This window comes from Psychrobacter sp. FME6 (genome assembly GCF_014861365.1).
GTDB lineage: Bacteria > Pseudomonadota > Gammaproteobacteria > Pseudomonadales > Moraxellaceae > Psychrobacter.
On sequence record NZ_RRYW01000075.1, the window covers coordinates 1 to 14,814 of the forward strand.

Here is a 14,814-nt window from a genome sequence, read left to right on the forward strand (position 1 = left end):
TCATAATGATTTGGTTTGTCAAGCTTTTTTATAATTTGTTTCAATGAGTTAGCTGAGTTATTAATATGTAATCTACATATTAGGTGTTCCAGTCTCCCCTAATGAGGTGCGTATTATAGACGGTTAATTTTCGAAGTCAAGTGGTATTTTTTATTTAGTTTGAAGTTTCTAATTTAGCTACTTATGTAGTTAGTCTGAACCTTCAATCTAATCGCTAATTCTTCTAGGTGGTAATCCACTTTCTAAACTAGCTTCCCTTTCGACTGGGTGGCATTATACGCTTGTTTGAGAGGCGGTCAAGGGGGTTTGGGCACTGTTTTTATTATTATCTAAGCAAAAAATTAATAACCCCTATTTATCAGTTAGTTAACGCTAAAATAATTTACTTTTATTATGAATGTCTATTAACCGTTTAATCTTGGCTATTTTGTTTATGGTGGTTGGTCTATATATAGTAGTGTTCAGCTATATATGACAACTTTATAGCTGAACTGTTTATAGACCAACTATATTATAGCTTACCAACCTTTTTAAAGAATTCCCTATAAGCCGCAACCTTTTTATCTAACGCCAAAGGATAAGCCCGCGAGGTAGATGGCAGTCTATATAAGGTTAAATCATGACTCTCAGACTTAACACTGTTATCGGCGCATTTATAAGGAAAGTCGATATGTTGATTGGTCTTGGGGTATTTTGATTTAGCGGGTGGCGTATCCAGCATATTAAGCAATACCTCGGTTGCTTTGCCACCCGTGGTAAATAAGGCTTCAACCTTTGGAACTTGCGTCAATATCTTATCTAGTGCAATAGGAGTGACAACGGTAAGGTATTTATCAGAAGCATTTCCCGTTTCTCGAATCGCTTGTACTACTGTTGGACAAGAGGCGATGCCGCGCTCGAACATAAAATCTCTGATACGCTCAGGGTCGAAGCGCTTTTCCTTCCCTACTCTAAAATAATCGGCATCGTCAAAAAATACGCGGCCATAAATGCGCCACATATCATTTTGAAAATTGGGGTAATGGAATCTCATTGCCCATTTATCTGCTGTGGGCGGAAAGCTACCCATCATCATTACTGTTGCATCGGGCGGCAATACAGGGCCAAAAGGGTGGGTTTCGATATCTGCCGTTTCGGTCTCTAAATCTTGTGACCAGATAAAATTGTTAGCAGGTTTTGATTGATTGATGTGAGTATTCGATGGGGTTTTGGTCATGATATTCTTCATCAGAAAAGGTGTTTTTTTGGTATCATAGCAGGTCTAAACACTGCTTCGCTTATAAAGGCTTTATATAGTCAAACAGGCTTAGCCTAAAGAGTCGACTTAAATAGAAAGATGAGCACGTTAAACGTATCTAGCTTGCTTGATTATTGAGTCTCTAAGCTTACTATTTGTATGCTACATAAATGGTTAAAGTGCGGTAAGTGTTTGTATCTTTTATACTAATGGCGAACGCAGTAATTGCGCAAGCATAGCCCAAAAACGAAGAGAGTTCTTATGAGTGACTTAAATAGCGACCTACAGATTACGGTAATCGATCATCCACTAGTCCGTCATAAACTCAGTCTTATGCGCGAAAAAGACTGTAGTACTTATAAATTCCGCACATTGACCAAAGAGCTTGCACGTTTGATGGCGTATGAAGCAAGCCGCGACTTTGAAATTGAAACCTTCCCCATGCAGGGTTGGTGCGGTGAAATTACTGGTGAGCAAATTATCGGTAAAACCGCAACGATTGTACCGATTTTACGTGCGGGTATTGGTATGCTCGACGGCGTACTCGATTTGATTCCTACAGCGAAAATTTCTGTGGTGGGCTTGCAGCGTGACGAAGAAACCTTGCAGCCTGTACCTTTCTTTGAAAAATTCGTCAGCCACATGGACAAACGTCCTGCGCTTATTATTGACCCAATGCTAGCGACTGGCGGCTCAATGGTTGCGACTATCGAGATGTTAAAGAAAAATGGCTGTACTAATATTAAAGCCTTGGTATTAGTGGCTGCACCTGAAGGCGTTCGTTTGGTCAATGAGGCGCATCCTGACGTGACTATCTATACCGCAGCGCTCGACAGTCATTTGGATGAGCACGGCTATATCATCCCAGGTCTGGGTGATGCTGGTGATAAAATATTTGGTAAGCAACTATCAAATAGATAACTTTCAATCTCATTATGATTGAGATAATAGCTATTAAGTTGAAATAGATAAGCCAAAATATTTAAGCTAAGCAGTCGTCATAACAATTATGATAAAAACAATAGGGTATCAACGATAAGGATAAACAATGAACGTATTGATTACAGGAGCAAGCGCGGGTTTTGGTAAAGCGTTGGCTGAGCGTTTGGTTGCAAAAGGACACCGCGTGATCGGCTGTGCCAGACGCCTCGATAAGTTAAATACTTTAGCAGAAACCCTCGGCGAGTCGTTTTTGCCCGTTGTGATGGATGTCAGTGACACGGCTTCTATTCCGCAAATCATTGCTGAGCTGCCAAAAGAGTTTAATCAGATCGACGTATTAGTCAACAACGCAGGGCTCGCACTTGGTACAGAGCCTGCACAGAGTGCCGATCTCGATGATTGGATGCGTATGACTGATACTAATGTCAAAGGTCTGATGGCGCTGACTCATGCAGTCCTACCAGCAATGGTGGCGCGTGATAGCGGCTATATTATCAATGTTGGTTCGATTGCCGGTAGCTGGCCTTACTTTGGTGGTAACGTCTATGGCGCGACCAAAGCATTCGTCAAACAGTTCAGTTTGAACTTACGGGCAGATTTAATTGGTACACAAGTGCGGGTGACCAACCTTGAACCGGGTAATGTTGCGGGGACTGAGTTTTCAAACGTACGCTATCATGGCGATGATGATAAAGCTGCCAAAGTTTATGATGGCTTTAAAACCATGACCGGCGACGATATTGGCGATATCTTATTATGGTTGATTGAGTCGCCTGCGCATATTAACGTCAATCGCTTGGAAGTCATGCCTGTTGCACAAACTTATAATGGATTGACGATTGCCAAGCAAGAGTCTTAAGGCTTAAATCTATTCTCAAGTTTATCAACGTAACTCGTAAGTCCGAAGCAATATAGCACCCTCTATATTGCTTCTTTTTTTGGCGATGACATTCTTCTCATTTACCAAGCGTAAATCCTGAAAACCTAAAATCAATACCTCATTTCGAATACGGTCACTGGTGCGTTTATTGTGCCTGATGGGAAATCCTAATACTTGCTGACCGGTGATTGTTATCTGATTGATGATGGTCATTGGCTGAGTTGCTGTAGATTTTTTACTTATCTTTTGAGCGTTGATTATGGCAGTAGCAGGATTGACCGTAGTGATTAACACCTTTGTTTGCCGAATGCTTTTTGACAAACTCCCTACAAAAAACAATACCTGCTCTAGTGGTAAATACTGCGCATGACGCATCAATTCCTGACGAAATAACGCCGGCATATCTAGATTAAAGCTGTCCTCTGTTTGCTGATAAAACGCCGTAAAGTTACGATGAAGGTAGCGCCCAAATACAGTGGCATTGATCCATTCTTTATAAGTTGCATTTGCTAATAATTGCGTCGTAAAAGCAGCAGCGTCAGGTGTAGTATCTGTCGTAAGCATCGCCAAAATTAAAGCTTGTGGATTTATAAAAGCCTGCTGCTGCCAGATTTGTGGATAAAGACTGCTATCAAGTAGTGGTAAGGTGGACTTGCCCATAAGCTAACATCCTTATTAACATCAAACCTATTATACGACTACTATATTATTGATTACATGGGTTAGCTATTGAATATATGCCAGACCGATTTTATGCTATGGTCAGCTTAACTGCTTTAATATAGCAGTCTTTGATGAGTGAGATAAAGACTTTTACCACAAGGCATTTAGGCTAAGACGTTCTGATAAAAACTAAGATGGCTTAATAAAAATAAAGCGACAATATCATATGAAAACCAAACTCCTGAGCCTACCCGCTAAGTATCAATTACACACAATAAATATCGCTACAAATGACGGCACGCTACTGCCGGTTTCTGTCATAGGTAATGGCAAGCCTGTCATGATATTGCATGCTTATGGTATGGATGCGCGTGAGTTCTTGCCGTTTATTTTACCGTTAACTGGCAAATATGCATTTTATCTGCCGCATTTAAGAGGGTTTGGCGCTGCAAAAGATATCAATATGACCCAGTTTGATTTTGTACGCCAGTATGCTGACGATATGCAGGTTGTGATTGAGCAAGTTTGCCTGACGCGCAATATAGAGACATTACCCGTTGCCGCTATCTCGATGGGCGCACAAGTGATGTGGGCATATTTTGAGCGTTATGGTATATCACGAGTCAGTCGCTATTTAAATATAGACCAAAGTCCTGCTATTCATAATCAGTCTGACTGGCAAGGTGGGCTGTTTGGCGCGCGCCAGCAAGAAGTGTTTGATATTTTTCATGAGGTAGTGGATATGACGCTGCCTTATGCTGACCTTGATAGCTTTACCCATCTGCCTTTTGCGCTTAAACGTCGCGTTACTGACGTCGAACGCCTGTTTTCATTGTGGTCGGTAAATCGTCCACGCTCAAAAGCCATCGTACAGGTGCTAACCCATCAAAACGATCATAAGTTGGTGTTTTATGAACATCAGATTTGGCAACATAAGATGCGCTGCTTACAAGCCTATTTGGCATTGCCCTATGATTTTCGGGGTGCGATAGACCGTGTCACTATTCCAGTGGTTAACCTTATCGGTGGTCGCTCCAAGTTATATAATTCGACATGGCAGCAGAAAATTACCCAGATGCTACCCGATGCAAGCGAAATCGTCTTACCTCGCTCAGGTCATGCCGTACCGATGGATGAGCCTGTTGGGTTTTATAAAGTATTAAAAGAGTTTTTGCAGGGTTAGTGCTAAGGCAAAAAAAGCGACCTCAATGGGTCGCTTTTTATTTGGGTAATAAAATCTAAGCTTTTTGAATCTTGAAAGGATTAGTCAGCCAATGCTTTAATCAACTCAAATCTAGGTGCTTCTTTACCGTCACGCATCACTGTTTCTGCAAACATTGTAAGCGGTCGAACCCAAACGCCATACTCACCGTATAGACAGCGATAAACGACTAACGCTTCTTCAGTTTCGGAGTGCTGCGCAGTGTGTAAAACTTGATATAGATTGCCTTTATAATGGCGGTAAATACCTTGGGATACGATAGTTTTTGTCATGATTTCATCCTATTGTATATCTTAAATATACGAGCTAAATACTGTCGCAGTATATTCACATAGAAAAAGCAAACATAGTTGATTTACTTTAAAACCGACACGAGTACTACTGGAGTAAATTTTTCGCAGTCTCTGTCACGCCTGCGAACAGCAAACAAGAAAAATTAGCACCAGTAGTACGGGATTATTAACCCACCGTCACTTTCGCATAAGCCTTTTTACCTGCTTGGATAACAACCGTTTGCCCAGCCGTTAAGCTAAAGCCAGCATTGACGACGTCGCCATCTACTTTTACCGCGCCACGCTTAATCATGTCTTTAGCAGACGAGCTATTTTTTGCCAGTCCAGCTTGGTTTAGTACTTGGGTAATAAATAATGCTTCAGCACCTGCCAAATCTAACGTTACCTCGGGCAAGTCCACTGGTAATTCGCCATCGGCAAGTACGTTACCCGCAGATTTATGCGCATTAGCAGCAGCATCGGCATCGTGGAAGCGTTCAATCAACTCTTCGGCAAGGACACGTTTAATCTCTTGTGGATTGCGACCATTTTCCATCTCACTCATTAAAGTTTCGACTTCTTCCATCGGCTTAAAGCTTAAAAACTCAAAATAACGACGAATCAAGGTATCTGGCATCGAGAGGATTTTTTGATACATGGTACCTGGTGCATCATAAATACCCACATAGTTATTCAATGACTTAGACATTTTATTGACGCCGTCTAGCCCTTCCAAAATAGGCACCGTGATACACACTTGCGGCTCTTGACCATAACGACCTTGCAAGGTGCGGCCCATCAAAATATTAAAGGTCTGATCAGTCCCGCCCAGCTCGACATCAGCTTCTAAGGCGATAGAATCATAACCTTGCACCAACGGGTATAAAAACTCATGGATAGCGATTGGCGTTTGCGCTGCATAGCGTTTAGAGAAGTCATCGCGCTCCAGCATGCGCGATACGGTCAACTGGCTAGACAGCTGAATCATATCGCCTGCTGACATGTCATTAAACCATTCAGAGTTAAAGACGATGCGGGTTTTTTCTTTATCTAGGATTTTAAAAACTTGCTCGGCATAGGTCTGAGCATTGACTTTGATTTGCTCATCGGTCAATGGCGGGCGCGTGCTGTTCTTGCCAGAAGGATCACCAATTTTGGCGGTATAATCACCGATTAAAAAATAAATCTCATGACCTAAATCTTGGAAGTGCTTGAGCTTATTAATCAGCACTGTGTGCCCTAAATGCAAATCAGGCGCAGTAGGATCAAAGCCTGCCTTGATACGCAGTGGACGGTTTAGCTTAAGCTTAGCAACTAAATCCTCTTCAGACAGGATTTCTTGTGTGCCGCGCTGGATAAGGGCAAGCTGTTCTTCTAGGGTGTATGAGTGGTCGGTCATTTCGCTCTCTTTATTGTCTTTATCAAATTATTAATACCTTCAGAAGCTTTAGAACCTCGATGGCAGATAAAAAATGTTAGAATTTGGCAGATATATTAGCGTTTTTTAAGGTAAATTGCCATGAGTAAGCCCATACCCGCCACTGTTAATACCAATACCGCCCATCCAGATGCCAATTCTGAGCATAACGATGAATTAGATTATGCTGCCCTAAGCGAAGCACTCGAACAAACTGTGTTTGAAAACTTCGATGACGGTTTATATATTGGTATGATGTCAGGGACCAGTTTGGATGGTATGGATGCCGTAATTTGTCAGTTTTCTGACTTTACTGATAGCGATTCTGACTCCAGTTGTGTATCCAATGCTCCTATGCAATTAATAGCAACGTACAGCCAAGACTTCCCCCCACGTTTGCGTGAGGTATTATTGGCGTTATGTCAGCCCAATGGTGTCAAAGACTTGATGCCGAAAATTGATGAGCCTAATAGCGAATTAGACTGGTTCGGCTGGGCAAGCCGTGAGTATGGCGAATTTGCTAGCGACGTGGTCAATACATTATTGCAGCAAGCGGATATTGATGCGGAGGCGGTACTAGCAATTGGCTGTCACGGACAAACGGTGCGTCATCGTCCACAAATGGGTTTTAGCCTGCAATTAGTCGATGCCAATATTATCGCTGAGCGCACTGGCATTAGTGTGGTCAGTGACTTTCGTCGCCGCGATATGGCGGTCGGCGGTCAAGGGGCGCCCTTGGTTCCAGCTTTCCATCAAACATTATTTGCGACGCCTGATAGCACCCGCGTATTACTCAATTTGGGCGGCATCGCTAATATAGCGGTCTTGCCAGCACTTTCTGCTGATAATAACAATCAAAGTAGCAATCAAAGCACTAATCACAATAGCGATCACCCTACTTATCAACAGACAGCTAGCGTCGTTGGTTATGATACCGGTCCTGCCAATTTGTTATTGGATGCATGGACCACACTGCATACCGATAAGGAATACGATGCTGGGGGCGCCTGGGCACAGTCTGGGCAGGTCGTCGAGCCGTTACTTAATCAACTTTTAGAACATCCATTTTTTGCTAAAGCTTATCCAAAAAGCACTGGTCGTGAAGACTTTAATTTAGCATGGCTACAAGATGAGCTACAAAGATTCGACCAAGCGTCTGCCCATACGCGCTATTCGTCAGCGGATGTGCAAGCGACGCTCACTGAGCTGACAGCCATCAGTGCCAGTGCGCAAATCAACCTGTTTATCAAAGCAAATGAAGACAGTTCGGTATATGTCTGCGGTGGCGGCGCGCTTAACGATTATTTACTCACGCGTTTACAAGCACATCTGCCCCATTGTAGGGTAGAAACCACCACAAGCTTAGGGCTTGATCCAACTTGGGTAGAAGCGGTTGCCTTTGCTTGGCTAGCAAAACAAACGCTGATGGGCGAAACAGGTAACCTACCAGCAGTAACAGGGGCAAATAAGGATGTGGTATTGGGGCAAGTTTGTTTTGCCTGATGGGTTAATATTTTTAGTTTACACACGTGCACTTATGTGTTTTATAATGGCTCATGAATCACCCTCTTTTTAGGACTCGTAAGTACAGGATATATCGCATGAGCCAACACAGCAATTCACCAACCGATTCACTTATCGACCAAGCTACGAACGATACCATGAATACTCCTAACGCAGCACAGACAAAAAAACGCCGGAAGCCCCCACATTATGAGCGCTCTGATGATATGCGTGTGGTGGTGACTGGTATGGGCGCTATTACCCCGCTTGGTCTGGATGTCGAAAGCACATGGACAAAACTGCTCAATGGCGAAAGCGGTATTGCTAAAATTACTCACTTCGATGCCACTGATTATCGTGCGCAAATTGCTGGCGTGGTCAAAGATTTCGATGCCAAGCAATATATGAATGCCAAAGACGCCCGCCGCTATGATGAGTTTATGCATTATGCGGTTGCCGCCTCTTCGATGGCATTAAAAAATGCGGGTTTTATCGATGAAATAGGCGCGGCTGATGCTCCTGTACACAATGTGGATCAAGAACGTTTTGGCGTTATTTTGGGCTCAGGTATTGGTGGTATCCAAACCATTGAAAACAGTCGCGATACGCTGCGAGAAAAAGGCGCTACAAAAGTTTCACCCTTTATTATTCCAGGTTCTATTGTCAATATGGCTGCGGGTCTGGTAGCGATTAAGCATACGCTAAAAGGTCCAAACCTCGCGACGTCAACTGCATGTACTACGGCCACCCATGCTATGGGGTTAGCGGCGCGCTTGATTGCTTATGGTGACGCTGATGTGATGCTGGCTGGCGGTAGTGAAAAAGGCTCAAGCCCGCTTGGTATCTCAGGTTTCGGTGCCATGCATGCCCTATCGACGCGTAACGATGAGCCAACCAAAGCCTCGCGTCCATTTGATAAAGGTCGCGATGGTTTTGTACTTGGCGATGGTTCGGGTGTGGTGGTGTTAGAAAGCTTAAGCCATGCCAAAGCACGCGGTGCAACCATACTCGCTGAGCTGGTTGGCTTTGGTATGAGTGACGATGCGAGCCACATTACTGCACCTCCAGAAGATGGTAGCGGTGCGGCACGAGCGATGACAAACGCCTTAAACGATGCGGGTATTGAGCCATCGAAAGTTGGCTACGTCAATGCCCACGGTACCAGCACCCCTGCGGGTGATGTTGCTGAATCGATTGCGATTGAAACCGTGTTTGCTCCAGTGAAAGACCGCATCTTGGTTAGCTCAACCAAATCGATGACCGGTCACTTGCTTGGCGCGGCTGGTGGTATCGAGGCGATATTTACCGTCCTTTCACTACAGCACCAGCAGGTACCACCGACGATTAATCTAGATAATGTTGAGGACAACTGTAACCTCGACTATGTCGCCAATCAATCACGCAAAGTCGATGACTTACAATATGCTGTGACCAATAGCTTTGGCTTTGGCGGTACGAATGGCTCGCTAATATTTGCGCGCTGGCCTGTCAAACAGTAACGTCTAAAAGCTCACAACGTTCGTCGTTGTAACTTTGGTGTCAAATTTGCTACGTTTGTCCACTTGCAGCCCCTTATCGACCTTGCGTATGATAAGGGGTAATTTTTAGAATATTTATGGACGATACCATGTCAAGCTACTCATTTTCACATCAATTTTACCAGCGCTGGACGTGTGCGCCTGAGCCTATTCGCGCAGCAATCACCCAAGAGCTGAAAGATATCACCACCCTACTGCAAGCTGATACACCTTTTGAAAGTTTTGTTTTTAACACCCATGATCTAGACACGCATGTCGATGAGCTTTACGAAAATCATGAGGCTGAACAAGCAATTGCCAATGCTATTGCCGACAAACAAGCCCAAGAACAGGCGGCTACAGAAAAGCGGCGTTTAGAAGAAGAAGAAGAAAAACAAGCCGCTGAGGATGCCAAGCGCAAAGAAGAAACCAAAGCAAAAGAAGAAGCCAGACTTCATGAGCAAGCAGAGGCCACTAAAAAACAGCAGGAAGAGAACCACCCTGAGTCGGCCACCGCTATTGATACAAATGCCACAGAAAAGGTAAGTGATAATAGCAGTGTCATTAATAGTGTTGAAAAGAAGGTCTCTACAAATATAGCGACTGCGCATATGACCATTAGTGAGTATGCCAATACCATTGATGACGGCAGTACTGATGACAACCGTAATACAGCTGACAAGCGTGCCAAAAGTGATAGCAGTATCAAAGCCATTAATGATAAAGCCAGTGCAGCGATTAGCTTGGCCTTAAAAGATACAAAATTGAATAGTACGCATCAAGAATTGATCCGCGAGTTAGAAATGCAGATTGATGACTACTTAAGTGATCAAATGATGCTAATGTCAGAAAACTTAAAGTCTTGGCTACGTGCCGAGATGGCTCAGCATTTAACCGAGGAAGACAACGCTGTCACTGATGATAGCGTAGCGAAAAAATAAATCTAGTCTCTAAAATACAATCTTTAAATAGCAAAAGCCCCGTTAATCGATTAACGGGGCTTTTGCTATTTCTGGTTTATAGGTAGAGATTTCCGCTTTAGATTGCTTGCGTACGCTCGGTTAACCACTCAAGCGCGGCACCGTCAACGCGGTCTTTTAGCTCGGCATAGACTTGGCGATGATAATCGTTCAACCAATCAATCTCTACTTGGTTCAATAATGCAGGTTCAATTAGACGTGTATCAATTGGGCAATAAGTGACGGTTTCAAAGCTTAAGAAACTCCCAAACTCTGTCTCAGTTGGATTGCTAACTGGCATATTTACCATCAAGTTTTCAATACGAATACCCCACTTGCCTTCGCGATATAGACCCGGCTCATTACTTGAGATCATACCTTCTTTCATGGCACGCTCTTTTGGCGTACTGGCACTATAAGCGATGACTTGTGGGCCTTCATGGACGTTGAGAAAATAACCAACACCATGACCCGTACCATGACCATAATCCATCTGTGCCTGCCATAATGGCGCACGGCAAATCGCATCAATCAATGGTGAGGCGATACCATCAGGGAAGCTTGCACGCGCTAAAGCAACGTGGGCTTTGAGCACCGTGGTAAAGTCACTTTTGTGATTGCTGTTTACTTGGCCGATGCCGACCACGCGGGTGATGTCAGTGGTGCCGTTTTGATATTGGGCGCCTGAGTCGATTAACAATAAGCCACCTTCGCCTTCGTTCACATCAAGGTAGCTGAACTTCTCTGGCGTTGCCCGGTAATGCGGCAAGGCACCGTTTTCATTAAAACCTGCAATCGTTGGAAAGCTTGGTGAGACATAATTCGGCTGCTGACTACGTACATCAATCAGCATACTATCCACATCTAGCTCACTTAGACGCTCACCTGCATTGAGACGCTGCTCAAATGCGGCAAAGAACTCCGCTAATGCCGCCCCATCTTGGCGCATCGCTTCACGTACATGGTCAATATCAGAGTCAGATTTAACCGACTTGAGCAAAGTACTGGGTGCCATCTGCTCGATAAAGCCTACACCATCTGCCATTTTAGATAGCGTACCAACGGCGACTTTACTCGGGTCTAGTAATAATAAATCCTCTGCCGTCAATGTTGCTAACGCATCCTGTACAGCGTCATAAGCAGCAAGAGTAATACCGCTGTCTTTTAAACTTTGCGCAATCTCGCTACTAACCTTATTATTATCGACAAACAATGTCGCACTGTTTAGAGCATCTGAGTCAGCATCGATAAGCATGTGCGACAAAAATATTGGATTATAATCGACATCAGCACCGCGCAAATTGGTCAACCATGCAATATCATCTAAGCTTGAAAGCAAGTGATGTGTCGCTCCAGCATCTACCATACCAGCACGCACTGCAGCAAGTTTTTCGGTAGCAGATTGGGCGACAAACTGTGCATCGTGCGGATATAAATTAGCAGTTGGCAACGCTGGACGATCTGTCCATATTGCTGTCAACACATCGCGCTCAGTGATGAGGGTAATGTCATTGGCATCAAAAGCATTTAACAGTCGATCTTGCTCAGCAATAGACAACACATTGCCATCGACTGCCACACTATCACCTTCTTGCAAATGCTTAGCCAACCATTCGATATGGTTCGGCTGACCAGGCGCAAGCTTCTCTAAGCTGATGCCCGTTCCTTCTAGTTGATCGGCAGCGTGTACCCAATAGCGACTGTCCGTCCACAACCCAGCAAAGTCAGCGGTGACAACCAGTGTACCAACTGAGCCTGTAAAGCCTGACAACCATAAACGCGCTTGCCAATATTCTGGCAGATACTCAGATAAATGTGGATCCGCCGATGGGACGATAATAGCCGTGAGGTCTTGTGACGCCAGTTCCTGACGTAGGCTATCGATACGATCGTGGATGGTTTGTTTATTCATTGAATATTTCCTTATTGATTTTAAAAAATTAGATTTGAAGAAATACGACTGTGAGGCGACTATGGTTAGTCGTCTTATTTGTGCGAGTAATTTTTACGCGTTATTGAACGGTTATATTTAAATATGAATGAACGGTTCAATATCGTGAGAATTAAATCTATATGAAATAGTTAGATAATTTAGGCTAACTTTTAATAAAGCAGAACATTACTAGATGTTTGGGCAGAAAATAGGCTTTCAATAGCTTGTGGCAAATAACTCACTAAGTGAAACAATAAAATGTGCTACCGATAATAGTAAAACATCTTTTCGTCCACCCTACCATCTAGCATTTATCGCAATGCTACTCATTAAAATTAAGGGGTTTTAACTTATAAATTCTAACCTAGATGATTCATGAACCAAGCTTATCTGCCTGCTCACTTTTTACCAGCATATTATTAATAGGTTTTGCCAATATTAATAATACCACTGCCGTCACCACCAAAAAGATGGTCATCGTTGTAAATAATTTTGGTAAACCTTCGATTTTATCCGCTGAAACGTGTCCACCGAAAAATGCAGCAACCAGATTACCCATCGCCACAGAAGCAAAGAATAGACCCATCATCTGACCTTGCATACCTTTTGGTGCCAGCTTAGTCATCGATGATAAACCCACTGGGCTAAGTGCCAATTCACCCAAGGTTAACAGTAATAAACTCCCTACTAGCCATAATGGAGATGCCAGGCCACCGTCATTGGTTAAAATACTCTTGGAGGCAAAAATCATCAACGAAAAGCCTGCAGCGGTAATTAACATACCAAGTGCAAACTTGGTCATACTACTAGGCTCAATACCTCGCTTACCAAGTTTGACCCAAATAATACTGACGATAGGTGCGAGCATTAAAATAAACAGTGGGTTCAACGATTGGAACCAGATACTAGGTATCTCAAAGCCTAAGACATTCAGATCGGTATAGCGATCGGCAAATAGGTTAAAGGAGGTCGGCTGCTGCTCAAAACTTGACCAAAATAGCGTCGAGCCAATAATTAAAATAAAGCAAGTGAGCAAACGCAGCTTGTCTGTCTTGTCCAAGCGTGGCGAGACAAACATAATCGCAAAGTAGCCTATCACCACCGCTGCAATGATATAAGTCATATACTCTGCGACCATTTCAGGACTAAACGGTATCATGCCACTCGCGACCAAAACAACAATCGCTGCCAATAACGCCAAGAAACCGATAACCCAGCGACCTATGTTTTTATAGCGGCCATTGGCGTACTCCCATTCGGGCGTAATATTTTTGGCTTGTGCATAGTGAGTTAAGGTCTTTTGGGCAGAAAAACGATAGATCAACAATGAGGCCAGCATACCAAGACCGCCTACCCCAAAACCGACATGCCACATGCCTTTTTCTTTAAATACCCCAACAATCAGCGCCGCTAATAGTGCCCCGATATTGATTCCCATATAAAACAAAGTAAAGCCGCCATCACGGCGCACGTCGCCTTTAGTGTACAGTGCCCCCACCATGACAGAGATACAGGTTTTAAATAACCCCGACCCTAAAACAATACATATCAAACCAACAAAAAATAGCGTCATGCCAAACATTGCCGACAACGCAATACATAAATGACCGAGGGCAATAATAATGCTGCCCCACCAAAGAGCGCGTTCTTGGCCGAGCCAGTTATCCGCCAACCAACCGCCCGGTACTGCGGCTAAGTACAATGAACCAGCAAAAATACCGTAAATAGCAGAAGCGGTGACTTCATCGAAGCCAAAGCCACCACTACCGACGGTCGCTACCATAAATAGTACTAATAGCGGGCGAATACTGTAATACTTAGATTAACACATGAAGTGCAATACCAAATGTGAGGTGAAAAAAAGACCTAGATGCGCTAGCATCAAAGTTTTTATCCACCGACCAAAGTGAGATTGCAACCATGAACTATACACATCTAAGCCTAGGTGAACGATACCAGATTTATGCCCTTAAAGGGGCAAAACATAGTATTAAATTTATAGCGAGGGCGTTAAACAGAAGTCCCAGCACCATATCAAGAGAGCTTAGGCGTAATAAAGGCCTGCGCGGTTACCGAGCAAAGAATGCTAATAACAAGGCTTGTGACAGACGGTCAAACAATGCGCCCAGCATCATCGCTGACGTATGGGATTGGGTCACAGATAAGCTAAAAGACAGCTGGAGTCCTGAACAAATAGCCGGCGTTCATGGTGGTATTAGTCACATGAGCATCTATCGCTATATCTGGAGGGACAAGAGACAAGGCGGCA

General features: G+C 43.8%; 13 protein-coding genes. 7 read left to right on the top strand and 6 right to left on the bottom strand.

Annotated features, from left to right (window positions below; translation table 11 throughout):
* Window positions 1-511: 511 nt before the first annotated feature.
* Window positions 512-1,216, bottom strand: a complete 705-nt coding sequence (locus EI162_RS10600) for a DNA glycosylase (protein WP_225735346.1) — start codon at window positions 1,214-1,216, stop codon at window positions 512-514.
* Between the two features lie 282 nt (window positions 1,217-1,498).
* Here EI162_RS10600 and upp point away from each other — a divergent pair, with 282 nt between their 5' ends.
* Both upp and EI162_RS10610 read left to right on the top strand, forming a co-directional pair.
* The gene (gene upp, locus EI162_RS10605) at window positions 1,499-2,158 is read left to right on the top strand and encodes a uracil phosphoribosyltransferase (protein ID WP_192524332.1); all 660 of its coding nucleotides are present in this window, start codon (window positions 1,499-1,501) and stop codon (window positions 2,156-2,158) included.
* 127 nt (window positions 2,159-2,285) lie between these two features.
* Window positions 2,286-3,038 (top strand): SDR family NAD(P)-dependent oxidoreductase, encoded by a 753-nt coding sequence (locus EI162_RS10610; protein WP_192524333.1) that lies wholly within the window; start codon window positions 2,286-2,288, stop codon window positions 3,036-3,038.
* 24 nt (window positions 3,039-3,062) lie between these two features.
* Here the strand turns inward: EI162_RS10610 and EI162_RS10615 are convergent, their stop codons facing one another.
* Window positions 3,063-3,719 carry a hypothetical protein gene (locus EI162_RS10615; RefSeq protein ID WP_192524334.1) on the bottom strand — a complete coding sequence of 219 codons (657 nt, stop codon included), beginning with the start codon at window positions 3,717-3,719 and terminating at the stop codon, window positions 3,063-3,065.
* Between the two features lie 229 nt (window positions 3,720-3,948).
* Here EI162_RS10615 and EI162_RS10620 point away from each other — a divergent pair, with 229 nt between their 5' ends.
* The gene (locus tag EI162_RS10620) at window positions 3,949-4,905 is read left to right on the top strand and encodes an alpha/beta fold hydrolase (RefSeq protein WP_192524335.1); all 957 of its coding nucleotides are present in this window, start codon (window positions 3,949-3,951) and stop codon (window positions 4,903-4,905) included.
* Window positions 4,906-4,985: 80 nt separating this feature from the next.
* Here the strand turns inward: EI162_RS10620 and EI162_RS10625 are convergent, their stop codons facing one another.
* Window positions 4,986-5,216: a DUF1653 domain-containing protein gene (locus tag EI162_RS10625; protein ID WP_192524336.1), complete on the bottom strand. Its 231-nt coding sequence runs from the start codon at window positions 5,214-5,216 to the stop codon at window positions 4,986-4,988.
* Between the two features lie 187 nt (window positions 5,217-5,403).
* On the bottom strand, window positions 5,404-6,615 hold the full coding sequence (gene tyrS / locus EI162_RS10630; protein WP_192524337.1) for a tyrosine--tRNA ligase: 1,212 nt from the start codon (window positions 6,613-6,615) through the stop codon (window positions 5,404-5,406).
* A gap of 120 nt (window positions 6,616-6,735) precedes the next feature.
* On the opposite strand from tyrS, the gene EI162_RS10635 reads away from it, so the two are divergent.
* The 3 genes from EI162_RS10635 to EI162_RS10645 all read left to right on the top strand — a co-directional run bounded on the left by EI162_RS10635 (window position 6,736) and on the right by EI162_RS10645 (window position 10,594).
* Window positions 6,736-8,136, top strand: coding sequence for an anhydro-N-acetylmuramic acid kinase (locus tag EI162_RS10635; protein WP_192524338.1), 1,401 nt, complete (start codon window positions 6,736-6,738; stop codon window positions 8,134-8,136).
* A 227-nt stretch (window positions 8,137-8,363) separates the two neighbouring features.
* Complete coding sequence (fabF, locus tag EI162_RS10640) at window positions 8,364-9,635, top strand: beta-ketoacyl-ACP synthase II (RefSeq protein ID WP_225735348.1); 1,272 nt, start codon at window positions 8,364-8,366, stop codon at window positions 9,633-9,635.
* Window positions 9,636-9,763: 128 nt separating this feature from the next.
* Window positions 9,764-10,594, top strand: coding sequence for a hypothetical protein (locus tag EI162_RS10645; protein ID WP_225735347.1), 831 nt, complete (start codon window positions 9,764-9,766; stop codon window positions 10,592-10,594).
* A 97-nt stretch (window positions 10,595-10,691) separates the two neighbouring features.
* Here the strand turns inward: EI162_RS10645 and EI162_RS10650 are convergent, their stop codons facing one another.
* Window positions 10,692-12,524 (bottom strand): aminopeptidase P family protein, encoded by a 1,833-nt coding sequence (locus EI162_RS10650; protein WP_192524341.1) that lies wholly within the window; start codon window positions 12,522-12,524, stop codon window positions 10,692-10,694.
* 394 nt (window positions 12,525-12,918) lie between these two features.
* A complete protein-coding gene (locus EI162_RS10655) occupies window positions 12,919-14,352 on the bottom strand; it encodes a peptide MFS transporter (RefSeq protein ID WP_318779316.1) in 1,434 nt (477 codons plus the stop codon).
* A gap of 113 nt (window positions 14,353-14,465) precedes the next feature.
* Here EI162_RS10655 and EI162_RS10660 point away from each other — a divergent pair.
* On the top strand, window positions 14,466-14,814 hold a 349-nt coding region (locus EI162_RS10660; protein ID WP_192523111.1), incomplete at its 3' end, for a helix-turn-helix domain-containing protein.

Coding starts and splice junctions, on each gene's coding strand:
- EI162_RS10615 (WP_192524334.1), bottom strand. CDS start 3,719: ATGGGCAAGTCCACCTTACCACTACTTGATAGCAGTCTTTATCCACAA.
- EI162_RS10625 (WP_192524336.1), bottom strand. CDS start 5,216: ATGACAAAAACTATCGTATCCCAAGGTATTTACCGCCATTATAAAGGC.
- EI162_RS10645 (WP_225735347.1), top strand. CDS start 9,764: ATGTCAAGCTACTCATTTTCACATCAATTTTACCAGCGCTGGACGTGT.
- EI162_RS10650 (WP_192524341.1), bottom strand. CDS start 12,524: ATGAATAAACAAACCATCCACGATCGTATCGATAGCCTACGTCAGGAA.
- EI162_RS10610 (WP_192524333.1), top strand. CDS start 2,286: ATGAACGTATTGATTACAGGAGCAAGCGCGGGTTTTGGTAAAGCGTTG.
- tyrS (WP_192524337.1), bottom strand. CDS start 6,615: ATGACCGACCACTCATACACCCTAGAAGAACAGCTTGCCCTTATCCAG.
- EI162_RS10635 (WP_192524338.1), top strand. CDS start 6,736: ATGAGTAAGCCCATACCCGCCACTGTTAATACCAATACCGCCCATCCA.
- EI162_RS10620 (WP_192524335.1), top strand. CDS start 3,949: ATGAAAACCAAACTCCTGAGCCTACCCGCTAAGTATCAATTACACACA.
- upp (WP_192524332.1), top strand. CDS start 1,499: ATGAGTGACTTAAATAGCGACCTACAGATTACGGTAATCGATCATCCA.
- EI162_RS10600 (WP_225735346.1), bottom strand. CDS start 1,216: ATGACCAAAACCCCATCGAATACTCACATCAATCAATCAAAACCTGCT.
- fabF (WP_225735348.1), top strand. CDS start 8,364: ATGCGTGTGGTGGTGACTGGTATGGGCGCTATTACCCCGCTTGGTCTG.